20 protein-coding genes are annotated in these 22,192 nt (G+C 70.5%); 13 read left to right on the top strand and 7 right to left on the bottom strand.

Annotated features, from left to right (window positions below; all coding sequences use genetic code 11):
* The first annotated feature begins 14 nt into the window (after positions 1-14).
* The 3 genes from ACIG5F_RS47185 to ACIG5F_RS47175 are packed head-to-tail and all read left to right on the top strand — an operon-like array spanning position 15 to position 3,575.
* A complete protein-coding gene (locus ACIG5F_RS47185) occupies positions 15-1,028 on the top strand; it encodes a TerC family protein (RefSeq protein ID WP_396526912.1) in 1,014 nt (337 codons plus the stop codon).
* A gap of 46 nt (positions 1,029-1,074) precedes the next feature.
* Complete coding sequence (locus ACIG5F_RS47180; protein ID WP_396526911.1) at positions 1,075-2,979, top strand: S9 family peptidase; 1,905 nt, start codon at positions 1,075-1,077, stop codon at positions 2,977-2,979.
* Positions 2,980-2,996: 17 nt separating this feature from the next.
* The gene (locus ACIG5F_RS47175; RefSeq protein ID WP_396526910.1) at positions 2,997-3,575 is read left to right on the top strand and encodes a GNAT family N-acetyltransferase; all 579 of its coding nucleotides are present in this window, start codon (positions 2,997-2,999) and stop codon (positions 3,573-3,575) included.
* 3 nt (positions 3,576-3,578) lie between these two features.
* On the opposite strand, the gene ACIG5F_RS47170 is transcribed toward ACIG5F_RS47175, so the two are convergent.
* Together ACIG5F_RS47170 and ACIG5F_RS47165 are read right to left on the bottom strand one after the other, a co-directional pair.
* Positions 3,579-4,226: an RES family NAD+ phosphorylase gene (locus ACIG5F_RS47170; RefSeq protein WP_396526909.1), complete on the bottom strand. Its 648-nt coding sequence runs from the start codon at positions 4,224-4,226 to the stop codon at positions 3,579-3,581.
* Between the two features lie 149 nt (positions 4,227-4,375).
* Entirely contained in the window at positions 4,376-4,960 is a 585-nt protein-coding gene (locus ACIG5F_RS47165) for a DNA-binding protein (protein ID WP_396526908.1), read from the bottom strand.
* Positions 4,961-5,119: 159 nt separating this feature from the next.
* Here ACIG5F_RS47165 and ACIG5F_RS47160 point away from each other — a divergent pair, with 159 nt between their 5' ends.
* Positions 5,120-6,412, top strand: a complete 1,293-nt coding sequence (locus tag ACIG5F_RS47160) for a glycosyltransferase 87 family protein (protein WP_396526907.1) — start codon at positions 5,120-5,122, stop codon at positions 6,410-6,412.
* On the opposite strand, the gene ACIG5F_RS47155 is transcribed toward ACIG5F_RS47160, so the two are convergent.
* Positions 6,371-6,919 (bottom strand): HdeD family acid-resistance protein, encoded by a 549-nt coding sequence (locus tag ACIG5F_RS47155; RefSeq protein ID WP_396526906.1) that lies wholly within the window; start codon positions 6,917-6,919, stop codon positions 6,371-6,373. The genes ACIG5F_RS47160 and ACIG5F_RS47155 overlap by 42 nt on opposite strands.
* Before the next feature lie 418 nt (positions 6,920-7,337).
* Between ACIG5F_RS47155 and ACIG5F_RS47150 the strand changes: the two genes are divergently transcribed.
* A complete protein-coding gene (locus tag ACIG5F_RS47150) occupies positions 7,338-7,769 on the top strand; it encodes a DoxX family protein (protein ID WP_396526905.1) in 432 nt (143 codons plus the stop codon).
* A gap of 82 nt (positions 7,770-7,851) precedes the next feature.
* Here the strand turns inward: ACIG5F_RS47150 and ACIG5F_RS47145 are convergent, their stop codons facing one another.
* Positions 7,852-8,328, bottom strand: a complete 477-nt coding sequence (locus tag ACIG5F_RS47145) for a hypothetical protein (RefSeq protein WP_396526904.1) — start codon at positions 8,326-8,328, stop codon at positions 7,852-7,854.
* A gap of 17 nt (positions 8,329-8,345) precedes the next feature.
* A complete protein-coding gene (locus tag ACIG5F_RS47140) occupies positions 8,346-9,362 on the bottom strand; it encodes a LacI family DNA-binding transcriptional regulator (protein WP_396526903.1) in 1,017 nt (338 codons plus the stop codon).
* Positions 9,363-9,565: 203 nt separating this feature from the next.
* Here ACIG5F_RS47140 and ACIG5F_RS47135 point away from each other — a divergent pair, with 203 nt between their 5' ends.
* The 4 genes from ACIG5F_RS47135 to ACIG5F_RS47120 are packed head-to-tail and all read left to right on the top strand — an operon-like array spanning position 9,566 to position 15,659.
* Positions 9,566-10,873 (top strand): ABC transporter substrate-binding protein, encoded by a 1,308-nt coding sequence (locus ACIG5F_RS47135; RefSeq protein WP_396526902.1) that lies wholly within the window; start codon positions 9,566-9,568, stop codon positions 10,871-10,873.
* A 35-nt stretch (positions 10,874-10,908) separates the two neighbouring features.
* Complete coding sequence (locus ACIG5F_RS47130; RefSeq protein ID WP_396526901.1) at positions 10,909-11,817, top strand: carbohydrate ABC transporter permease; 909 nt, start codon at positions 10,909-10,911, stop codon at positions 11,815-11,817.
* Positions 11,814-12,632: a carbohydrate ABC transporter permease gene (locus ACIG5F_RS47125; protein ID WP_396526900.1), complete on the top strand. Its 819-nt coding sequence runs from the start codon at positions 11,814-11,816 to the stop codon at positions 12,630-12,632. Before ACIG5F_RS47130 ends, ACIG5F_RS47125 begins: the two co-directional genes overlap by 4 nt.
* A gap of 24 nt (positions 12,633-12,656) precedes the next feature.
* Positions 12,657-15,659, top strand: coding sequence for an alpha-mannosidase (locus tag ACIG5F_RS47120; RefSeq protein WP_396526899.1), 3,003 nt, complete (start codon positions 12,657-12,659; stop codon positions 15,657-15,659).
* Positions 15,660-15,758: 99 nt separating this feature from the next.
* On the opposite strand, the gene ACIG5F_RS47115 is transcribed toward ACIG5F_RS47120, so the two are convergent.
* Positions 15,759-16,430, bottom strand: a complete 672-nt coding sequence (locus tag ACIG5F_RS47115) for a YbhB/YbcL family Raf kinase inhibitor-like protein (RefSeq protein ID WP_396526898.1) — start codon at positions 16,428-16,430, stop codon at positions 15,759-15,761.
* Positions 16,431-16,550: 120 nt separating this feature from the next.
* Positions 16,551-18,299, bottom strand: a complete 1,749-nt coding sequence (locus tag ACIG5F_RS47110; RefSeq protein ID WP_396526897.1) for an AMP-dependent synthetase/ligase — start codon at positions 18,297-18,299, stop codon at positions 16,551-16,553.
* 150 nt (positions 18,300-18,449) lie between these two features.
* Here ACIG5F_RS47110 and ACIG5F_RS47105 point away from each other — a divergent pair, with 150 nt between their 5' ends.
* The 4 genes from ACIG5F_RS47105 (at position 18,450) to ACIG5F_RS47090 (ending at position 22,049) form a co-directional block, all read left to right on the top strand.
* Entirely contained in the window at positions 18,450-19,268 is an 819-nt protein-coding gene (locus ACIG5F_RS47105) for an oxygenase MpaB family protein (RefSeq protein ID WP_396526896.1), read from the top strand.
* Positions 19,258-19,824 carry a TetR/AcrR family transcriptional regulator gene (locus ACIG5F_RS47100; protein ID WP_396526895.1) on the top strand — a complete coding sequence of 189 codons (567 nt, stop codon included), beginning with the start codon at positions 19,258-19,260 and terminating at the stop codon, positions 19,822-19,824. The genes ACIG5F_RS47105 and ACIG5F_RS47100 overlap by 11 nt, the downstream gene beginning before the upstream one ends.
* A 70-nt stretch (positions 19,825-19,894) precedes the next feature.
* Positions 19,895-21,223 (top strand): flavin-containing monooxygenase, encoded by a 1,329-nt coding sequence (locus tag ACIG5F_RS47095; protein ID WP_396526894.1) that lies wholly within the window; start codon positions 19,895-19,897, stop codon positions 21,221-21,223.
* 1 nt (position 21,224) lies between these two features.
* Positions 21,225-22,049 (top strand): crotonase/enoyl-CoA hydratase family protein, encoded by an 825-nt coding sequence (locus ACIG5F_RS47090; RefSeq protein ID WP_396526893.1) that lies wholly within the window; start codon positions 21,225-21,227, stop codon positions 22,047-22,049.
* Positions 22,050-22,192: the final 143 nt, after the last annotated feature.

Genomic DNA, 22,192 nt, shown 5'->3' with positions numbered 1-22,192 from the left:
ACCGGAGGTTGATCATGATCGTCCCACTGTGGTTGTGGATCGCGACGCTCGGCGGACTCGCCGCTCTGCTCGCCCTTGACCTGTTCATCGTCGACAGCCACCCGCACGCGGTGAAGGTCGGCGAGGCGGCCCGCTGGGTCGTGTTCTACGTGCTGTGCGCGCTGGCCTTCGCGGCCGGGCTGTGGTGGTTCGCCGGCTCGGCCCCGGCCGGCGAGTTCATCGCCGGCTATCTCACCGAGTACTCGCTGTCGGTGGACAACCTCTTCGTCTTCGTCATCATCATGACCACCTTCGCCGTGCCCAAGATCCACCAGCACCGGGTGCTGCTGATCGGCGTGGTGCTGGCGCTGATCATGCGGGGCGTCTTCATCGGCGTCGGCGCGGTGGTGATCAGCCAGTTCAGCGCGGTCTTCTACCTGTTCGGCGCGTTCCTGATCTACACGGCCGTGCAGATGGCGCGCTCGCAGGGCCAGTCCCACGAGGACGAGGAGTTCAAGGAGAACCTGATGATCAGGATCTCCCGCAGGATCCTGCCGGTGACCGAGAGCTACGACGGCGCCAAGTCCTTCGTGCGCAGGGGCGGCCGCCGCATGGTCACCCCGATGCTGATCGTGATGATCGCCATCGGCACCACCGACCTGCTGTTCGCCCTGGACTCCATCCCGGCCATCTTCGGGCTCACCAAGGAGCCCTACCTGGTGTTCGCGGCCAACGCCTTCGCGCTGATGGGCCTGCGCCAGCTGTACTTCCTCATCGGCGGCCTGCTGGACCGGCTGGTGTACCTGCCGATCGGCCTGTCGGTGCTGCTGGGCTTCATCGGCCTGAAGCTGATCCTGGAGGCCCTGCACGACAACGAGCTGCCGTTCATCAACGGCGGCGAGGGCCTGCCGGTGTGGGAGATCAGCACCGGCACCTCGCTGGCGGTGATCGGCGGCGTGTTGGCCGTCACCACCGTGGCCAGCCTGATCAAGACACACGTCAGCAAGCGGTCCGAGATCGCCGGCAAGCCCAACACCGAGTCGGCGTAAGGGCCGGTCTACGCGGGTGACGGGGCCCGGAGGGTAGGTTCGCCGGGTGCGCCCTGAAGACGTCGCGCTGCTGCGCGTGCCCGGCTCCGTCACCCTGCGCGGCGATCTGCTGCTGACCGACGTGGCCCGCCCCGACCTGGAGACCGACAGCTATCGGGGCGGCATCGTCCGCGTGCCCACTGACGGCGAGCCGGTGTCGTGGACCCAGGGCGACCACGACACCTCGCCGCGCATCTCGCCGGACGGCCGCTGGGTCGTGTTCCTGCGGGACCGCCAGCTACACCTGATCCCCGCCGACGGCGGGGAGGCCCGCAAGCTGACCGACCTGCCCGGCGGGGCCAGCGGCCCGGTGTGGTCCCCGGACTCCCGTCGCATCGCCTTCGTGGCCCGCGTGCCCGAGCCCGGTCGCTACGCCGCCGGCGCCGGCCCGGAGACCGAGGCCCCGCGCCGCATCACCGACCTGCGCTACCGGGTCGACGACATCGGCTTCCTGCGCGACCGGTTCCAGCAGCTGTTCGTGGTCGACGTCGACGGCGGCGAGGCCCGCCAGCTGACCGACGACGAGGTCGACCACGAAGGGCCGACGTGGAGTCCCGACGGCCGGCACGTGCTGGTCATCGCCGCGCGGCAGGACGCCGGCGAGATGGTGCTGCACGAGGACGTCTACGCGGTGCCGGCCGACGGGGGCCCCGCGGTCGTCGCCGTCCGCGGCGAGGGCTCCATCTCGGTCATCGCCACCTACCGTGACCAGGTCTTTCTCATCGGAACCGAGTTCGACGGCCTGGGCGCGGGGCCGATCCCGAGCGGCGTGTGGGTCGCGCCGTGGGATCTGTCCGGAACTGCTCGGCCCCGGCGTCTGACCGACCCGGGCACCGTCGACTGCGAGCATTCCGGCGGCAGCCTCGTGGTCACCGAGGACGGCATCCTGGCGCTGGTCCGCAACCGCGGCGCGGTGGAGCTGCGCCGCATCCCGCTCGACGCCGACCGGGCCCCGCTGGCCGACCTGGCGCTGGTCGCCGGGGAGAAGGGCCAGGTCAGCGCGTTCGCCGAGGACGCGGGCCGGATCGCCGCGGTCGTCGCCACCCCGGACAGCGCCGGCGAGGTTGTGCTGGTCGGCGCCGACGTCAGGACCGACTTCGGCGCGGACCTGCGGGCGGCCGGCATCCGGCCGCTGCGGGAGATCCACGGCACCTCGCCCGACGGCTACCCGGTGCACGGCTGGCTCGCGCTGCCCGAGGGCGAGGGCCCGCACCCGGTGATCCTCAGCGTGCACGGCGGCCCGTTCATGTACTACGGCTGGGGCCTGTTCGACGAGGCCCAGGTCTACGCCTCCGCCGGCTACGCCGTGGTGCTGCCCAACCCGCGCGGCTCCGCCGGCTACGGCTACGACCACGGCACGGCGCTGCTGGGCAACCTGGGCCGGGTCGACGCCGATGACGTGCTCGCGCTCCTGGACGCCGCCCTCGAGCAGCCGGAATGCGACGCCGAGCGGGTCGGCGTGATGGGCGGCTCCTACGGCGGCTTCATGACCACCTGGCTGGCCGCCCACCACGGCCACCGGTTCCGGGCGGCCTGGAGCGAACGCGCCGTCAACGCCTGGGACTCGTTCGCCGGCTCCTCCGACATCGGCTGGTGGTTCGCCGACGTGTACGCCGGCTCCGACCCGGACACCCAGCGGGCCGTGAGTCCGCTCACCTACGCCGACAAGATCGGCATCCCGTTCGCGGTGGTGCACTCGGAGCAGGACTGGCGCTGCCCGCTGGAGCAGGCCCAGCGCCTGTTCGTGGCCCTCAAGCGCAACGGCACCCCCACCGAGCTGCTGCTTTTCCCCGGCGAGGGGCACGAGCTGACCCGCTCGGGCCGGCCGCGGCACCGGAGGCAGCGGTTCGACGCCGTGCTGGACTGGTGGGACCGGCATCTCGGGGAATCCATTGGCCCCGAGCACCGGTGATTTGGCAGGCTCCCGTCATGACATGGACGGTGCGACGGGCCGATTCCGGTGACGCCTCCGAGCTGGCCAGGATCAACCAGGAATCCTGGCGACACGCCGCTCGCGGCACGGTGCCGGACGTGTTGCTCGACCGGATGCTGCCGGAGAGCCACCTCAACGGCTGGCGACGATGGGTGCGGCTACCCGACCCCGACGGGGTTTTTGTCGCCGAGGACGTGAACGGGAACATCGGTTCCTACTGTGTCGTCGGGGAAGCCCGCGACGACGAGGACGCGCACGCCGACCTACGCACGGGTGAGCTGGTGTCGGTGCACGCCGACCCCGGCTGCCAGGGCACCGGCGCGGGGCGCAGCGTGCACGACGCGGCCATGGGGCACCTGGCCGACCAGGGCTTCCGCTACGTGGTGCTCTGGGTGCTCGAGGAGGACTGGGCGGCCCGCTCCTTCTACGCCCATATGGGCTGGCGCCACGACGGCGCCTCGAAGGAGCACGTGGTCGGCGAGCACCGGTTGGGGCTGGTCCGCTACGGGAGGTTTCTTCCAGGAAGCCGACGCAACCGCCCTCCGTCAGGCTGGCGACGTCCCGCCTACGGATGAGGCTCACCCCAGCATGATGTAGTTCAGCTCATCGCAGATCCGGCTCAGCGGCAGGTCGAGGCCCGGATGCTCCAGCGGCAGCAGCACGTCCGGGGCATCCGGCAGGGCGTTGCCGCCGGGCGGGTCCCACAGGCAGATGGCCGGGTCCCCGGCGTCCATGGACGAGCGGTACCAGAGGCCGTCGAGCTCGGGATAGGCGGCGCGGATGGTCCGCGCCCAGGCCTGGGTCAGCTCCTTGGGGCCGCTGCTGATCTCCTGCGACGCCCCGGCCCGGGTGGGCCACAGGCCGGCCAGGTCCAGCAGGCGCAGGGTCCGTCTCGGCCGGAAGACGACCAGGTGCGGCCGCCGGGTCCGGCGGTCGACCGTGGACGTTGCCTGGTAGACCTCGGCGACGCTGGTCCGCACCGACAGGCCGAAGTAGAGCACGCCGTGCGCCGGGTCATCGGCCGGCGGACCGGCCGGGTGCGGGTCGAAGCGGGCGTGCGGCAGCGGGCCGGTGTAGCGGAAGGAGTTCCAGCGCTGCGGGTGGCTGCCGCCGGCGGTGAAGATGCGGACAAGCCGGGTCGCGCGGTGCACGGCCACCACATCCTCGGCGCGACGCAGGAGCGCCTGGAGCACCGCGGGTGCCGGCGGCGTGGGAAGCCGAGCCATTCAGATACGTCGATTCGGTAGGGGACGGTGGACAGCCCGCTCTCAGGCCGCCGGAACACCGGTCGGGCGCAGGGGGCATCGAGGCCCGTGCCGGGCCGCGCGGCCGGCCCCCCGGCGGCCGCGGCGCCCGGTGTCAGGGCCCATGGCGATCAGATCGGGGTGCCCAGCATCGAGGCCTGGGCCGCCACCCGCTTCGGGTCGCCGCCGGCCAGCAGCCACTCCCGGGGCGTGCCGGGGCCGTCGCCGACCGGCAGGTCCTCCTGCGGCGTGGTCATGAAGCCGGCCAGCACCAGCGGCGGCTGGTCCTCGGGCATGGCCGCCAGCACGGCCTCCAGTCCGGGCAGCACGCCGGCGTCGGTGAACTGCCAGGCTGGCAGCCGCCAGCTGCCGCGGTCCTTCCAGCCGGCCAGCCGGCCGGCGGCCAGCCGGTGCCGGATGCGGCTGGTGTCGACGTCGAGCACGGCGGCGGCCTCGCCGACGGTGAGCGCGCTGTCGAACAGCACGGTGCGGGCGGCCAGCTCGCGGGCCCGCGGCTCGAAGTCGTCCTCGCGCAGGCCGCCCAGGTCCAGGCCGACGTCGGTGAGCGCCTCGCGCTGGTCGGGCGTGAAGTAGGCGGCCGGCTCGGGGTGCGGCGGGGCGAGCCGCCTGGCCACGTCCTCGACCAGGGTGAGGAACTCGTCGGCGGTGACCCGCAGGCCCGCCTTGGCCAGCACAGACTCGAGCGCCATGGTCATAAGCACAGGGTAGCCTGCGCGTGCGCATTCGTGCGAGGCTGTCACCCGAATCACCCTCGAATTCGACCGACTGCACCCACATCGACACTCTACGTAGGCGAAACGGGGCGCGTGCCCTTGGGGGATGGGGTCACGAGGCACCGGTTACGCTGGCTCTTCGTGACTGGCCGATTCGTGAGGGAACCGGTGGACGCCGAGCCGAACACCACGCCCGGGCGCCGCCCTCGCGCCGAATTGATCCTGTGGGCGCTCGTCTCGCTGGTCCTGCTGGCGGCGATCGCGTTCAGCACGGTCTACATCGGGACGTACAACCAGCACCACTTCACCGACCTGTACGTCTATCTCGGCGGCGGCGACGCCTTCCGGCACGGCCAGGACCTCTACCAGACCGAGATGCAGACGCCGTTCGCCGGCTTCCTGCTCAAGTTCACCTATCCGCCGCTGGCCGCGATGCTGTTCGCCGGCCTGGCCGTGCTGCCGCTGGCCGTGTCGATCGCCATCTTCACCACGGCCACCCTGGCGGTGCTGTTCCTGTGCCTGCGCGCGGTGCTGGTGCGGGTCGCGCCGGCCCGGCTGCTGGCCCGCTTCCCGGTCCCGGTGCTGGCCCTGGCGATCACGCTGGGCGCGGCCTGGCTGGAGCCGGTGCGCGAGACGATCTCCTTCGGCCAGGTCAACATCCTGCTGCTGGGCCTGATCGTGGCCGACTGCCTGGTGGCCAAGCCCTGGTGGCCGCGCGGCCTGCTGATCGGGCTGGCCGCCGCCATCAAGCTCACCCCGGCCGCCTTCGTGCTGTACTTCGTGGCCAAGAAGCAGTGGCGGCCGGCGCTGACCACGGTCGGCGGCTTCCTCGGCTTCGGGCTGATCGGCTTCGCGCTGGCCCCCAGCGACTCGGCCAGCTACTGGTTCAAGGACTTCTTCGACACCAACCGGGTCGGCAACCTCGGCTTCAGCTACAACCAGTCGCTGCGGGGCGTGGTGGCCCGGGTCGGCCTGCCGGCCAACCTGGAGGGCCCGCTCTGGATGGTGCTGTGCCTGGGCGTGCTGGTGCTGACCTGGCTGGTGGTGCGCCGCACCCGGCTGGCCGGCCAGGACCTGCCGGCCATGCTCACAGTCGGGATCTTCTCGCTGTTGGTGTCCCCGGTGTCGTGGGCGCACCACTGGGTGTGGGCGGCGCTGGCCCTGGTCTGGGGCGCGGCCATGGCCTGGCAGGCGCGGTCCTGGCTGCTGGGCCTGCTTACCGCGTTCGGGCTCTACCTGTTCTGGTGGGCGCCGTACCACCAGGCCCCAGAGCTGCGCGATCCCGGGCAGTACTGGGGCCTGTGGAACAGCGTGTTCGGCAACGCCTACGTGTGGACGGCGATCATCGTGCTCGTCGTTTTGACGGTCTGGTCGCGCCGCCTGCCGGCCCGCTCAGGCGGCGCCCTCGACGACGTTGTTGCGGAGTCCGCGTAGCCGGAAGGCCATCAGGATCAGCGAGACGCCCCAGATCAGGGCGAACACGCCGATCGTGGTGACCAGGGCCAGCGCGCCCGCGCCCGGGTTGAGCAGCAGCACCACGCCGAGGATCAGCGTCAGCGCGCCGGTCACGACCAGGAACCACGCGTGCGGCATGGCCGGGCGCAGCGCGAAGCCGGCGATCACCTGGACCACGCCGGCCACGATGGCCCACACGGCGATGATCACCAGCAGCACCACCGCGGTCTCGCCCGGCAGCATGATCGCCACCAGGCCGGCCAGCACGCCGACCACGCCGATCAGCACGTTCGACCAGCGGTGCCCGCGCACCGCCGCGCCGAGCGCGATCGAGCTGATTCCGTCGACAAGCGCGTAGAAGCCCCACAGGAAGATCAGGGCGAGCAGGGTCATGCCCGGCCAGGCCAGGGTGACGATGCCGAAGATCACGGCGAGGGCGCCACGCAGCGCCACCAGCCACCAGTTCCGCGTCAGCAGTTCGACCACGCGCACATGGTCGCGGTCGCCGACCCGGCCCGCAACGCGAGAGTGCGACCGGCGGTGCGGAAGTGACAGTTCGTCGCCCCTCCGGTCGGCTTGACCCGTTCGGCGGTGTGCCGGGGCCGGACAGCTCACTCCCGATGGGTGGAGCCGCCTCAGAATTCGCTTTGAAAGCCGTGAGAACTCGATTGATATGACGAGTCGGTTTGTGCGCGCCGCGTTTGCGGACGGGGTGGCCGTCACGGCGGAATCGCCTGGTAGGAGCCTGTTCGGTGAATCATGAACGGTGTTCGCCGGCCGGTCGCGCGCTAGTGAAATTCACATAGCAGACCACTCTCGGGTTAACGGTCAAGGGTGTGGGCGGTGGTCGGCCTTGGCGAGAATTGTCGCAACCGTCCGTCCCCTCGTGCCCGGGAGCGACCTCATGCGTTATTTTGAGCAAGGAAAAGAGTATGTTATTTCTTTGTATCGGATCGTGCTCGGCCTGCTCTTCGTCTCGCACGGCCTCGGCACGATCTTCGGGCTGTTCGGCGGCAAGCAGTCCGCGGTCGGCGCCTGGCCCGGCTGGTGGGCCGCCGCCATCCAGCTGGTGGCTGGCGCGCTGGTGCTGATCGGCCTGTTCACCCGGGTGGCCGCGCTGCTGTGCTCCGGCTCGATGGCCTACGCCTACTTCACCGTGCACATGCCGAAGTCGTTCTTCCCGATCCTCAACGGCGGCGAGGCCTCGGTGCAGTTCTGCTGGGCGTTCCTGCTGCTGGCCTTCCTCGGCCCGGGCGTCTGGTCGATTGATCGGATGATCCGTCGGGGCACCGCTATCCGGATCAGCGCCCCGGTCCCGCAGACGGCGGAGGCGTGACCGACTGACCCGGGAATGCCGGTCGAAACTGATGTCGCCCTTTCCGGGGAGCCGCCTTTCCCGGAAAGGGCGGCGTCCGGGCTCACAACGGGTCGGCCGGCTGGAGGATCAATGCCGGGGTTCCGTCGACCACGGTCAGGCCGACTTCGATCGAGGGCGAATCCCGGAAGCCGAAGCTGCCCCCGGCCAGGCCCGGCCCGATGGTGGTCGAGGCGCCACCGCCCTCGGGAATGGTGAGGGAGTAGGTGAGACTGTCCGCGCTGATGGCCGTCACGGTCATGGACGGATAGTGGAAGGTCTTGTTGTCCAACGGAATCGTGGTCGGCGCGGTCAGCAGCAGGGTGCAGTCGCCGTCGAAGCAGTCGGTCACGCGGGAGGTCGGCGGGGCGACCGGACGGTGGCTCCTGATCCTCGGGGCACTGGTGGTGGTCGGTGTGCTGCTGGTCGTGGTCGAGGTGGTGGTCGGCGCGGTCGACGGCGGCTGGGCGGCCGGGGTCGTGGTCCCACAGCCGGCCAGGGCCAGCGCGAGGGCGGCGAGAACGGCGGCGTGTCGAGGCATACGGCAGTGTCGACCGCCTACCGGGGGACCGGTCCCGTGCTTTCCCGGTGCACCAACAGCGGAACGTGGTCCTCCACATCGGCCCCTTCGGCCCCGTCGAGCACGGCCAGCAGCGAACGGGCGGCGGCGGCCCCGAAGGCGAAGGTGTCCCGGGTGAGCGCGGTCAGCGGCGGATGCAGCAGCTGGCACAGCGGCGAGTCGTCCCAGGCGACGACCGACAGCGAGGCCGGCACCGACACGCCCAGCTCGGTGGCGACGGCGACGCCGGCCACCGCCATCACGTCGTTGTCGTAGACGATCGCGGTCGGCGGCCGGGCCGAGCCGAGCAGCTTCCGGGTGGCGGCCGCGCCCTGCTCGCCGGAGTAGTCGGTCATGATGATCGGGATCTCGTCGAGGCCGTGCCCGCGGACGGCGGCGCGGAAGGCCTCGGTGCGGCGCTCGGTGTGCAGCAGGTCCGGCAGCCCGGCGACGCGGGCGATGCGCCGGTGCCCCAGCCCGGCCAGGTGGTCGACGATCCGGGTCATCGCCCGGGCGTCGTCGGCCCACACGCTGGGCAGCCCGCCGTGGTGGCCCGGGCCGCCTATCACCATCGCCGGCAGGCCCAGCTCCTCCAGCAGCGCCACGCGGGCGTCGTCGACCCGCAGGTCGATCAGGAACACCGCGTCCACTCGGCGTTCCGACCACCACTGCCGGTAGACGCCGATCTCGGCCGCCTGGTCCTCGACCACCTGGAGCAGCAGGGCGATCCGCCGGGGCGAGAGCTCGGCCTGTAGGCCGGAGATGAGCTGGAAGAAGAACGGCTCCACGCCCAGGGTGCGGGCCGGCCGGGCCAGCACCAGGCCGATCGCGTCCGACCGGGCCGCCGACAGCGCCCGGGCCGCGTTGTTGGGATGCCAGTCCAGCTCCCGGGCCACCTCCAGGATCCGTGCGCGGGTCGCGTCGGACACGCCGGGCAGGCCGTTGAGCGCCATCGACACCGCGCCCTTGGACACGCCCGCCCGCCGGGCGATGTCCATGATCGTCGGTCGTTTCACAACTGCTCCAAACGGCCTCGTGGGCAGCAGCTAAACCGGTTCAGCCTCATCGCTAAACCGGTTTACCTCGAAGGTAGGATCCGTGCGCGGCGATGACATGTCAAGGCCTCTACCAGGACAAATTCGATGGTTGACAACAGGGGAGCGCCTTTGGCAAATTCGTGCGCGTCCCTGGCGCTGCGCACACGTATTGGACGGTTGTCATGCCGACGAATCCCCTGTCGAGGCGCGGTTTCCTGCTCGGTGTCGCGGCCACGACCGCGCTGGGCGTGACCGGCTGCGGCCTCGGCGGCTCGTCGGACAGCGGCGGCGACACCACCGGTCCGGTGACCGGGGACGTCACCGGCGAGATCAGATTCCAGACCTGGGCGCTCAAGCCCAAGTACACCGACTACATCAACGGCATGATCACCGCGTTCCAGCAGCAGCACGCCGGGGTCAAGATCACCTGGATCGACCAGCCGGCCGACGGCTACCTCCAGAAGGTCACCGCCGACGCCGCCGCCGGCAACCTGCCCGACGTGGTCAACGTGCCGCCGGACCTGTCCTATCCGCTGGCCAAGAAGAAGCTGCTGCTCAACATCGACACCGCCGTGCCGGACGCCAAGAAGGACTACGTGGACGGCGGCTGGGCCGCCTACGAGCTGCCCGGCCAGCCCGGCAGCTACGGCTTCCCGTGGTACCTCAACACCGGCCCCACCTTCTACAACAAGGCGCTGTTCCGCCAGGTCGGGCTGGACCCGGAGAAGCCGCCGACGACCTACGCCGAGCTGGAGGCCGACGCGCTGGTGATGGCCCAGCGCAGCAACAAGCAGATCGCCATGCTCGGGCTGACCCCGGTGATCGCCGACTTCGGCCTGTACGGCGTCAAGGTGATGGACGACGACGGCTCCAAGTTCACCTTCAACGAGGCCAAGGGCGTCGAGTTCGTCGAGATGTACAAGCGGCTCTACGACGCCGGCGCGCTCATTCCCGAGGCGCTGTCGGCCACCTACACCGGCGCCGGCACCAAGTTCATGAACCAGCAGATCGCCTGGGCCCCCGGCTCGGCGTACGACCTCCAGAACTTCAAGACCAACGCGCCCAGCCTGTACGCCAACGTCGGCATCACCAAGACCATCACCAGCACCGGCAAGGCCAACCTCTACGTGCAGGGCCTGTCCGTGCCCGCGGCCAGCAAGAACAAGCCGACCGCGCTGGCCTTCGCCCGGTTCGTGACCAACGCCCAGAACCAGATGGCCTTCGCCAAGCTGACCGCGATCTTCCCCAGCACCAAGGGCTCGATGCAGGACCCGTACTTCTCGCAGGACGGCGGCACCGACGAGGGCCGGGTCCGCGTCGCCGCCGCCAAGCAGCTCGACACCGCCGTGAACTACACCCCGGTGCAGTGGAGCGAGCAGATGACCACGCTGCTCCAGCAGAAGATGTCCGACGCCATGCAGGGCAAGAGCACCCCGAAGCAGGCCCTGGACGACACCGTGGCCCAGTGCGACAAGCTACTGGCGGGCTAGCGGTGAAGACCGCCGCCGAAGTGCGCCAAGCTGACGTGTCACCACCGGTTCGCCGCAGCGGATCGAGGATCGTTCAGCAGCGGTGGTTCACGCCGTGGCTGTTCCTGTTGCCGGGCCTGGCGGTGGTGATCGGCTTCAACCTGTTTCCCTTCCTGAACACCGTGGTCCTGGCCTTCACCAACGCCAAGGTGTTGGGCGGCGGGCATTTCACCGGCGCGGAGAACTTCACGCGCATGGTGCAGGACCCGGCGTTCTGGACGGCGGTGGGCAACAGCGCCCTCTACATCGTGGGCGTGGTGCCGCCGCTGGTGATCCTGCCGCTGTTGCTAGCGCTGCTGGTAGAACGCAAGCTGCCGGGCATCACCTTCTTCCGCACGGCCTTCTTCACGCCGGTGATCGCCTCGATCGTGGTGGTCGGCCTGATCTGGACGTGGATGCTGGACAGCCGGGGCCTGGTCAACGACGTGCTGACCGGGCTGGGCGTGCTCAAGACCCCGATCCCGTTCCTCACCGACCAGTGGCTGCTGCTGGTCAGCTCCATGCTGGTGACGGTGTGGAAGGGCCTTGGCTACTACATGGTGATCTATCTGGCGGCGCTGGGAACGGTGTCGAAGGACCTGCACGAGGCGGCCCAGGTGGACGGCGCGGGCTGGTGGCGGCGGCTGTTCGCGGTGACGCTGCCGGCGCTGCGGCCGACGATGGTGCTGGTGGCGGTGCTCTCGGCGGTGTCGGCGTTCCGGGTGTTCTCCGAGGTGTACCTGCTGGCCGGCCCGGCCGGCGGCCCCGGCGGCGCGGACACCACGCTGGTGATGCTGATCCAGCAGGTCGGCACCGGCCTGACCGGCGACCTCGGCTACTCCTCGGCGCTGAGCGTGGTGCTGTTCGTGCTGACGCTGGGCCTGCTGCTGGCGACGAACCGGCTCAATCGCCAGGAGGATCTGTGAAGGCCCGGACGATCGGCCGCTACGCCCTGCTGCTCCTGGTCCTGGCCATCACCATCGGCCCGTTCCTGTGGCAGCTGTCGACCTCGCTCAAGGGCGTCACCGAGGACATCTACTCGACGCCGCCTCAGCTCCTCCCGCTGCACCCGACGCCCGGCAACTACGCCCGGGTGGCCGACGCGGTGCCGATCTGGTCGTTCGCGCTGAACTCGCTGATCGTGGCCCTGGCCAACGTGGTGGCCAACTGCGTGGGCGCGAGCATGGCCGGCTACGCGCTGGCCCGCCTGCGCTTCCGCGGCCGGACCGCGGCCACCACGGTGTTCCTGACCAGCCTGCTCGTCCCGTTCGAGGCGATCATGATCGCCCTGTTCCTGGTGATGCGGTCGCTGCACCTGAACAACACGCTGGCCGCGGTGGTGCTGCCCGGCTCGATCGCCGCGCTGAACGTGCTGTTGATGCGCAACGCCTTCCTGGCCCTGCCGGCGGCGGTCGAGGAGGCCGCGGTCATCGACGGCGCAAACGCTTGGCAGCGCTTCGTCCGGATCGCGGCGCCGTCCGCGCGGGGCACGATCGTGGTGGTGGCGGTCTTCTCGTTCATGTTCAGCTGGGACGACTTCCTGTGGCCGCTGATCGTGCTGAGCGATCCGGCCAAGTACACGCTGACGATCGGCCTGAGCTACCTGCAAGGGACGTTCGTCAACGACCAGCGGCTCATCGCGGCTGGCACGATGATCGCGGTGGCGCCGCTGGTGCTGCTGTTCACGGCGGCGCAGAAGTACTTCTTCCGCGGCGTCGGAGAAGGCGCCGTAAAGGGTTAGAACCATGGGGACACGGAGCGACCGATGCACGATGATCGCAGCCTGCTCGACGAGCGGCTGACCAGGACCGTCCGCCAGCGCATCCGGCCGGAGGTCTACGGCGCGGCCGTGCCGCTGACGCTGGAGGTCTGGCACGCGCCGGGCGAGCCGGTCCCGGTCGCCGAGGCGCTGGCCGCCTCGTACGGCCCGGCCAAGGTCGGCGACGCCTGGGGCGCGCCCTGGGCGACGAGCTGGTTCCGGATGTCCGGCACGGTGCCGGCGGAGTGGGCCGGCCGGCACGTGGAGGCGGTGGTGGACCTCGGGTTCACCCACCCGGGCCCGGGCTTCCAGTGCGAGGGCCTCGCGTACACGCCGGAAGGCAAGCCCATCAAGGGATTGGCCCCGCGCAGCACGCACCTGCCGGTCGGCACGTCGGTGGCCGGCGGCGAGGACGTCCTGTTCTACGTGGAGGCCGCGGCCAACCCGGTGATCCAGGACATCGTGCCGTTCCAGCCGACCGAGCTGGGCCTGAAGGAGACGGCCGGCGCCGACCCGATCTACCACGTGGTCCGGGCCGAGCTGGCGGTGTTCAACCGCGATGTCTGGGATCTGCTGCTGGACATCGAGGTCCTCAACAGCCTCAAGAACGAGCTGCCGGACCGGGAGCCCCGCCGCTGGGACATCCAGCGCTCGCTGGACCGCGCCCTGGACCGGCTGGACTTCCTGGACGTGCCCGGCACCGCGGCGCTGGCCCGGGCCGAGCTGGCCGACGTGCTGTCCCGGCCGGCCAACGCCAGCGCGCACCAGATCACCGCGGCCGGCCACGCCCACATCGACTCGGCCTGGCTGTGGCCGCTGCGCGAGACCGTCCGCAAGTGCGCCCGCACGTTCTCCAACGTGACGGCGCTGATGGAGGAGTACCCGGAGTTCGTCTTCGCCTGCTCGCAGGCCCAGCAGTACGCGTGGATGAAGGAGCGGCACCCGGACGTCTGGCAGCGGGTCAAGGACAAGGTCGCCACCGGCCAGTTCGTGCCGGTCGGCGGCATGTGGGTGGAGTCGGACACCAACATGCCCGGCGGCGAGGCGATGGCCCGCCAGTTCATCCACGGCAAGCGGTTCTTCCTCGACGAGTTCGGCATCGAGACCGAAGAGGTGTGGCTGCCCGACTCCTTCGGCTACAGCGCGGCGCTGCCGCAGCTGGTGAAGCTGTCCGGCTCGCGCTGGTTCCTGACCCAGAAGCTGTCCTGGAACCAGATCAACCGGTTCCCGCACCACAGCTTCTACTGGGAGGGCATCGACGGCTCGCAGGTGTTCACCCACTTCCCGCCGGTCGACACCTACAACTCCGACCTGCTCGGGGCCGATCTGGCCCGGGCCAGCCGGCAGTACTCCGAGCACGGCAAGGCGACCCGGTCGCTGGTGCCGTTCGGCTACGGCGACGGCGGTGGCGGCCCCACCCGGGAGATGCTGGAGACGGCCCGCCGCTCCAAGGACCTGGAGGGCTCGCCGCGGGTGACGATCGAGGCCCCGGCGGCGTTCTTCGCGGCGGCCGAGGCCGAGTACACCGACGCGCCGGTGTGGTCGGGCGAGCTGTACCTGGAGAAGCACCGGGCCACCTACACCACGCAGGCCCGGACCAAGCAGGGCAACCGTCGCAGCGAGCACCTGCTGCGCGAGGCCGAGCTGTGGGCGACGGCGGCGTTGCTCAAGGGTGGCTACGACTACCCGTACGAGCAGCTGGACCGGTTGTGGAAAACCGTGCTGCTGCACCAGTTCCACGACATCCTGCCCGGCAGCTCCATCGCGTGGGTGCACCGGGAGGCCGAGGCCCGCTACGCCGAGGTCGCCGCCGAGCTGGAGTCGATCATCGCCGGCGCACTGTCCACTTTGGTCGGTGAGGGCGAGCAGACCGTCGTCTTCAACGCCGCCCCGCACTCCCGCTCCGGTGTGCCCGGGCTCGGCGCCGGCGCTGTGGATTCCGGCTCCGCGCAGCCGGTGTCGGTCGACGGACTGGTGCTGGACAACGGTTTGCTCCGGGTCGCCGTCGACGAGCGCGGCCTGATCACCTCCATCCGCGACCTCGTCGCCGACCGTGAGGTGCTGGCCCCTGGGACCTTCGGCAACCTGCTCCAGCTGCACGTCGACACGCCCAACCAGTGGGACGCGTGGGACGTGGATCCGTTCTACCGCAACAACGTCCGCGACCTGGTCGAGGCCGACGAGGTCGTCGCCGTCGACGAGGGCAAGGACGTCGGGGCCATCCGGGTCCGCCGCACCTTCGGCAAGTCCACGCTGACCCAGGTGCTGCGGCTGCCGGCCGGCGAGCGGCGGCTGGACGTGACCACCGAGGTCGACTGGCAGGAGGTGGAGAAGTTCCTCAAGGTCGCCTTCCCGGTCGACGTGCACGCCGACCGCTCCACCTCGGAGATCCAGTTCGGCCACCTGCACCGGCCCACCCACGTCAACACCTCGTGGGACGCCGCCAAGTTCGAGATCTGCGCGCACCGCTGGGTGCACGTCGGCGAGCCCGGCTACGGCGTGGCGGTGGTCAACGACTCGACCTACGGGCACGACATCACCCGCAAGGCCCGGCCCGAGGGCGGCACCACCACGACCGTCCGGCTGTCGCTGCTGCGGGCCCCGCGCTACCCGGATCCATTGACCGACCAGGGTTTCCACCGGCTCAACTACTCCCTGGCGCCCGGTGCCGCCATCGGCGACGCCGTCCGCGAAGGCTACCGCGTCAACCTGCCCGAGCGTCGCGTCACCGGCTCCGGCACGGTCGCCCCGGTGTTCACTGTGGACAATCCCGGCGTGGTCGTGGAGGCCGTGAAGGCGGCCGACGACCGGTCCGGCGACATCGTCGTCCGCCTCTACGAGGCGCTCGGCGGCCGGGCCAGGGCCGTTGTCACGCCGTCGTTCCCGGCCACCGGCGTGCGGGAGACCGACCTGCTCGAACGCACCTTGGCCGACCTTTCCCTGGCCGACAACGGAGTCGCGGTCGAGCTCCGCCCCTTCCAGGTGCTGACGCTCCGCTTCACCCGCTGACCAGCGCCAGTAACGGGCCTTCGCTGCGCCGGGCGTTGCGCTTGGAAGGGGGCTTTCCTCCACTCCGAGTGGAGGAAAGCCCCCTTCCAAGCATGGGGGTCAGCCGCGGGTGGGGCTGACCAGGGTTGCCCGGGCGATGGTGTGGCTGCCGATGGTGAAGCCGAGCAGCGCGCCGCTGGTGGCGGGCGTGACGTCGACGTGGGCCACGTCCAGCGCGGTGACCGTGAGGTAGTAGTGGTGCGTCGAGCCGGCGGGCGGGGCGGCGCCGATGTAGCGGGCGATGCCGGCGTCACCGCCGAGCTGGATGGCCCCGGCCGGCAAGGTGGTGCTGTCGGGCGCGCCGGCGTTGAGCGGCAAAGACGTCGCGGTGGCCGGGATGTTGGCGACCACCCAGTGCCAGAAGCCGCTGCCGGTGGGGGCCTCGGGGTCGTACATGGTCACCACGAAGCTCTTGGCCGCGGCCGGGAAACCCCGCCACGACAGCTGCGGCGAGATGTCCTTGCCGCCCGGGGCCCCGAAGATGCCGGACCGCTGGTCGGTCGGCATGCCCTGGCCGTTGCGGACGGTGGCGCTGGTCAGCGTGAAGGACGGCGCCTTGGGCAGATATCGGTACGGATCCGGGTGCAGGCCGAGCAATGCGCCCAGGTCGGCGGACTTCAGCGTGGCGACGGACTGCGCCGAGGCGGTGGCCGAGCTGCCCAGCGCGGCGGTCAGGGCCAGGCCGAGCACGGCGGCGGCCGCGAACCAGCGCGCCTTTTTGACTTTGCTCACGGGATTTTCCTTGTGCGTCAGGGGTTCGGCGCTTCGCGCCGTGGACATGACGCAATCATCGGCCCGGCGGTACCCGATCGCTAGTATGCACAATATTGTGCAGTAGGTACCTATCGGAAACTAGTCCGCGTACAGCTGCTCGATCTCGGCGGCGTAGCGTTCGGAAATGGGGCCGCGGCGTAGTTTCAGGGTGTGGGTGAGCTCGGGGCAGCCGGGTTCCCACCAGGTCGGCAGGATGGCGAAGCGCTTGATCTGCTCGACGCGGGCCAAGCGCTGGTTGCCGGTGTCGATGCCGTCGGCCACTGCGGCGCGCACGGCGTCGGCGCGGGACAGTTCGGCCAGGTCGGCGCCGGCCAGGCCGTTGGCGGTGGCGAATCCCTTGGCCACTTCGGGTTCCAGCAGCACCAGGGCCACGTTGTACGGCCGGGCGTCGCCGATGGCCACCAGCTGGCCGATCAGCGGGCAGCCGGCCCGGATGGTGTTCTCGATGGTGCTGGGGGACATGTTCTTGCCGCTGGAGTTGATGATCAACTCCTTCTTGCGGTCGATGATCCGGACGTAGCCGTCGGGATCCATGGTGGCCACGTCCCCGGTGTGCAGCCAGCCCTCGTCGTCGAGCTCGGCGGCGGTGTGGCTGACCGTGCCCCGGTAGCCCTTCATCACCAGCTCGCCCCGCACCAGCAACTCGTTGTCCGGGCCCAACCGCAGCTCCACGCCGGGAATGGCCGGCCCGCAGGTGCCGAACCGGTTGGCCCGCGGCGGATTCAGCGTGGCCAGGCCGCACACCTCGGACATGCCCCAGCCCTCGGACAGCGGAATGCCCAGGGCGTTGATGAACTCGACGGCGTCGGCGGTGATCGGGGCGGCCCCGCACAGCGCGTAGCGGATCCGGTCGAAGCCGATCATCGTCCGCAGCGGGGCCAGGGTGCGCTCGTCGGCGGCCCGGTAGCGGGCCCGCAGCTGCTCGTCCGGCTCCTCGGCCCGCACGTGCTCCAGCCCGATCCGGACGGCCTTGGTCAGCGCGGCCTTGCGGGCCTGGTCGACCTCGCCGGCGATCATGGCCTCCACCCCGGCGCGGATGTTGTACCAGACCTGCGGCACCGCGCCGAAGATCGTCGGCCGGGTCTCGACCACGGCGGCCAGCACGGCGCGGCGGTTGGCCACGCAGGTGACCTGGAGCCCGGTGACGATCTGCGTGTAGTGCGTGCCCCACCGGTCGGCCACGTGCGCGTGCGGCAGGAAGGAGATGATCCGGTCGTTGTGGTCGGCCGGCAGCACCGACTCGGCCGCGGTGACCGCGGCGAGCATGTTGCGGTGGCTCAACTCCACCCCTTTGGGCGGACCGGTCGTGCCCGAGGTGTAGATCAGCGTCAGCACGTCGTCCGGCTCGACGGCCCGCCAGGTCGCCTCGAAGTCGAACCCCTCCGGCTCCCGGGTCTCCAGCTCGGCCAGGCCGATGGTGCCCTCGGGCGCGGCGTCCACGCACACCACGTGCTCGATCGCCGAGCCCTCGCGGCCGGCCAGCACCGAGGGCAGGAACTGCTCCTCGCACACCACCACCCGGTTGCCGGCATTGCCGACCAGGAACCGGATCTGCTCCGGCGACGAGGTGTTGTACAGCGAAAACGGGGTCGCGCCCAGGTGGAACACCGCGGTGTCGACCAGGTGGAACTCGGGCCGGTTGACCATCATCAGGGCCACCGTGTCGCCCCGCCGCACGCCCAGCGCGGCCAGTCCGGCGGCGATGCGCTGCACCCGTTCGGCGTACTCGCGCCAGGTGACCGTGACCGCGTCGGCCGGGGTCCGCAGCGCCACCAGGTCGGGGTGCTTGGCCGCCGTCGCCTGGAAGGTGGCGCACAGCGTGGTCATCGGTCCTCCTCCCCGGCTCCCGAATCGTGCTGACGCTAACAGCTCGTCCGGACAGTGCCAATCGGCCTCGCTACCCGTTCAGCCGATGTCGGGCCGACCATCCGGTGATACAAAGAGAGGGAAACGTCTCACTGTTCCCGGGAGGCGGTTGTGGACCTGGTCGGGCCGGGCTCGCTGCACTGGCGCTACGCCGGTGACAACCGGGTGCTGATGCTGCTCGTCAGGGTGGGGCTGCTCCAGCTGATGCACCCCGGGCTCGGGGCCGGCGTGCACGAGCACTCGGACTTCTTCGGCGAGCCGTGGGAGCGGATCATCCGCTCGGTGCCGCAGATCCAGGGCGTCACCTTCGACTGGCCGGACGCGGCGGCGACGGCCCGCCGGATCACCGCGTACCACGTGGACATCAAGGGCGTGGACGAGCGGGGCCGGCGCTATCACGCCCTCGACCCGGAGACCTATTTCTGGGCCCACCTGACCATTTTCGACACGATGATCCGCTCCATCGAGCTGTTCGACCACCGGCTGAGCGAGGCCGAGAAGGAGCAGCTGTACGCCGAGACCATGGCCGGCTACCGGCTCTACGGCGTGAGCGACCGCCCCGCCCCGCCGGACTGGGCCGGCTATCGGCGCTACCTGGACCGGATGTGCCGGGAGCGGCTGGAGATGACCCCGGTGGCCAAGGGCCTGCTGGACTTCGTGGACCGGCCGCCGGAGCGCTTCCCGCTGGTGCCGGCCCCGCTCTACCGCCTGGTCAAACGCCCGTTCGGCAGGTTCCTGTGGTGGGTCAACCGCGGCACCCTGCCCCCGGCGGTGCTGGACCGGATCGGCGCGCGCTGGACGGCCCGCGACGAGCGGCTGCTGCGCGTCTTCGCCCGTGCGGTGCACATCTTGTGGCCCTTGGTGCCCTATCGGCTCAGGTACTCGCCGCGCTCGCGGTCGGCGATGGATAGGGTTGCTGGTGCCCGTTGACGACGACCTGATCCTCGACGCCGCCGTCGACGAACTGCGGACCTACGGCCTGCGCCGCACCAGTGTGGACAACGTGGCCCGCCGCGCCGGGCTGTCCCGGGCGACCGTGTACCGGCGGTTCGAGAACAAGAACGTGCTGGTCCAGGCGGCCCTGGTGCGGGAGAGCGCCCGGTTCTTCGGCGAGATCGTGGCCGCCATCGGCCCGCTGCCGACCGTGCAGGAGCGGCTGGTCGAGGGCTTCGTGGTCGGGCTGCGCATGGTCCGGACCGACGCGCTGCTGACCCGGCTGCTGGTCAGCGATCCCGAGGAGCTGGTGCCGTACCTGACGGTGCGCGGGGCCGGCGTGATCGCCGCGGCCAGCGAGTTCCTGGTGGCGCAGTACAAGGAGGTGGCCGGCCGGGCCCCGGGCATGGGCCGGGATCCTCGGGTGCTGGCCGAGATGCTGGTGCGGCTGGCGATCTCGTTCACGCTGACCCCGGGCGGCGCGGTCGCGGTCGAGGACGACGACGAGGTGCGCCGGTTCGCGGTCGCCTACCTGGCCCCGCTCCTGTTGTGATCGCTCTTGTCCTGGCCGGCTCGGCCCGGGACGCTGACATGGATCATCGGGCGAGGGCGAGGGAGCGGGCATGGCCGACGTGTGCGTCATCGGGGCCGGGTCGTCGGGCATCGCGGCGGGCCAGGTGCTGCATGAGCGGGGAATCCCGTTCGACTGCTACGAGACCGGGTCCCAGATCGGCGGGAACTGGCGTTATCTCAACGACAACGGCATGTCCTCGGCCTACCGCACGCTGCACATCAACACCTCGACCCGGCAGATGCGGTACGCCAGCTACCCGATGCCGGTCGATCTGCCGGCCTACCCCAACCACTTCCAGATCGCCCGCTACTTCGACGACTTCGTGGACCACTTCGGCTTCCGCGACCGGATCGCCTTCCGCACCGAGGTGACCGCCGTGGTTCCCCGCGACGACGGTCGGTACGACGTGACGGTGCGCGAACGGGATTGCGGCGCGGAGCGGACCATCACGTACCGCTCGGTGCTGGTGGCCAACGGGCACCACTGGGATCCGCGCTGGCCCGAGCCCGACTTCCCGGGCACGTTCACCGGCGAGCGGGTGCACTCCCACTTCTACAAGACGTTCGATCCCTATGTGGGCAAACGGGTTCTGGTGCTGGGCATCGGCAATTCGGCCTGCGACATCGCGGTCGAGCTGTCCCGGGTGGCCGACCGCACCGTGCTGGCCATGCGCCGCAGCGCCCACGTGCTGCCCAAGTTCCTGTTCGGCGTGCCGACCGATCACCTGACGACCTCGCCGATCGCCCGCGTTCCGCTGTGGATGCAACGGCTTTCGGTGCGAGTGCTGCTCGCGTTGAGTCGGGGCAAGGTGACCAGCTACGGGCTGCCCAAGCCGGACCACAAGGTGCTGTCGGCCCATCCGACCGTGTCCGACGACATCCTGACCCGCATCGGCCACGGCGACATCACGGTGAAACCGAACATCGCTCGCTTCGACGGGTCCTTTGTGGAGTTCGCCGACGGCAGCCGCGAGGAGATCGACGTCGTCGTCTACTGCACCGGCTACCGCATCACCTTCCCGTTCCTGGCCGAGGACATCGTGCCGGCCGTGGACAACGAGGTGGCGCTGTACCAGCGGGTCGTGCCGCCGGCGCATCCCGGGCTGTACTTCCTGGGGCTGATCCAGCCGCTGGGGGCGATCATGCCGCTGGCCGAGGCCCAGGCCCACTGGATCGCCGACCTGATCACCGGCGCGGCCGCGCTGCCGTCCGCGGCCGAGATGGACCGGGAGATCCGCGCCTACCGGGAGCGGACCCGCCGCCGGTACGTCGCGTCCAAGCGTCACACGATCGAGGTCGACTTCCAGGAGTACCTGGCCGACCTGAAACGGCTCCGCCGTATGTTACCGTCGAGTAAGTTGACTGGCGCGGGGAGCTGAGATGGATCAGTTGGTGTCGCTGAGCGTCAAGACCACCGGGCACGTGGCCGAGGTGACGCTGCTGGGACCGGGCAAGGGCAACGCCATGGGGCCGGACTTCTGGCGCGAGCTGCCCCAGGTCTTCGGCGCCCTGGACGCCGACCCGCAGGTCAGGGCCATCGTGCTGACCGGCAGCGGGGCCAACTTCTCCTACGGGCTCGACCTGCCGGCCATGATGCCCAGCTGGGCCGAGCTGCTCGGCTCCGACCCGGCGCTGGCCGAGCCGCGGACCCGGTTCCTGCACGACCTGCGCCGGTTGCAGGACTCCGTCACCGCCGTCGCGGCCTGCCGCAAGCCCGTGATCGCCGCCGTCTCCGGCTGGTGCGTCGGCGGCGGCGTGGACGTCATCTCCGCCGCCGACATCCGGCTGGCCTCGGCCGACGCCAAGTTCAGCGTGCGCGAGGTGAAGGTGGCCATCGTCGCCGACCTGGGCAGCCTCCAGCGGCTGGTCGGCATCATCGGCGAGGGGCACCTGCGGGAGCTGGCCTTCTCCGGCCGGGACATCGACGCCCGCCGGGCCGAGAAGATCAACCTGGTCAACGACGTCTACGCGACGCAGGAGGAGGTGCTGGAGGCCGCCCGCGCGCTGGCCGAGGAGATCGCCGCCAACCCGCCGCTGGTCGTCCAGGGCGTCAAGGACGTCCTCGACACCGCCCGCGCCCCGCAGGTCGCGGCCGGCCTGCGCTACGTCGGCGCCTGGAACTCCGCCTTCCTGCCCTCCAAGGACCTGGCCGAGGCGGCCACCGCCTTCTTCGAACGCCGCCCCCCAACCTTCTCCGGCGAATGACGCCTCTTTGACGCTTGGAAGGGGGCTTTCCTTCACTCCGAGTGGAGGAAAGCCCCCTTCCAAGCGCTCGGTGGGGCGTCAGCCGTTGCGGTCGGGGCCGGCCTTGTCGAGGGCGATGCGGACCAGCACGCGCTTGTCGCGGA

This window comes from Kutzneria sp. NPDC052558, assembly GCF_044547355.1.
GTDB lineage: Bacteria > Actinomycetota > Actinomycetes > Mycobacteriales > Pseudonocardiaceae > Kutzneria.
Note: the sequence above shows the minus strand (reverse complement) of the source record. Positions and strands in the feature narration are given on the sequence as shown.

What these genes read in the sequence shown, in the direction of transcription:
- ACIG5F_RS47185 (WP_396526912.1), top strand. Translation starts at nt 15, where the DNA reads ATGATCGTCCCACTGTGGTTGTGGATCGCGACGCTCGGCGGACTCGCC.
- ACIG5F_RS47175 (WP_396526910.1), top strand. Translation starts at nt 2,997, where the DNA reads ATGACATGGACGGTGCGACGGGCCGATTCCGGTGACGCCTCCGAGCTG.
- ACIG5F_RS47170 (WP_396526909.1), bottom strand. Translation starts at nt 4,226, where the DNA reads ATGGCTCGGCTTCCCACGCCGCCGGCACCCGCGGTGCTCCAGGCGCTC.
- ACIG5F_RS47165 (WP_396526908.1), bottom strand. Translation starts at nt 4,960, where the DNA reads ATGACCATGGCGCTCGAGTCTGTGCTGGCCAAGGCGGGCCTGCGGGTC.
- ACIG5F_RS47150 (WP_396526905.1), top strand. Translation starts at nt 7,338, where the DNA reads ATGCGTTATTTTGAGCAAGGAAAAGAGTATGTTATTTCTTTGTATCGG.
- ACIG5F_RS47145 (WP_396526904.1), bottom strand. Translation starts at nt 8,328, where the DNA reads ATGCCTCGACACGCCGCCGTTCTCGCCGCCCTCGCGCTGGCCCTGGCC.
- ACIG5F_RS47135 (WP_396526902.1), top strand. Translation starts at nt 9,566, where the DNA reads ATGCCGACGAATCCCCTGTCGAGGCGCGGTTTCCTGCTCGGTGTCGCG.
- ACIG5F_RS47120 (WP_396526899.1), top strand. Translation starts at nt 12,657, where the DNA reads ATGCACGATGATCGCAGCCTGCTCGACGAGCGGCTGACCAGGACCGTC.
- ACIG5F_RS47110 (WP_396526897.1), bottom strand. Translation starts at nt 18,299, where the DNA reads ATGACCACGCTGTGCGCCACCTTCCAGGCGACGGCGGCCAAGCACCCC.
- ACIG5F_RS47095 (WP_396526894.1), top strand. Translation starts at nt 19,895, where the DNA reads ATGGCCGACGTGTGCGTCATCGGGGCCGGGTCGTCGGGCATCGCGGCG.
- ACIG5F_RS47090 (WP_396526893.1), top strand. Translation starts at nt 21,225, where the DNA reads ATGGATCAGTTGGTGTCGCTGAGCGTCAAGACCACCGGGCACGTGGCC.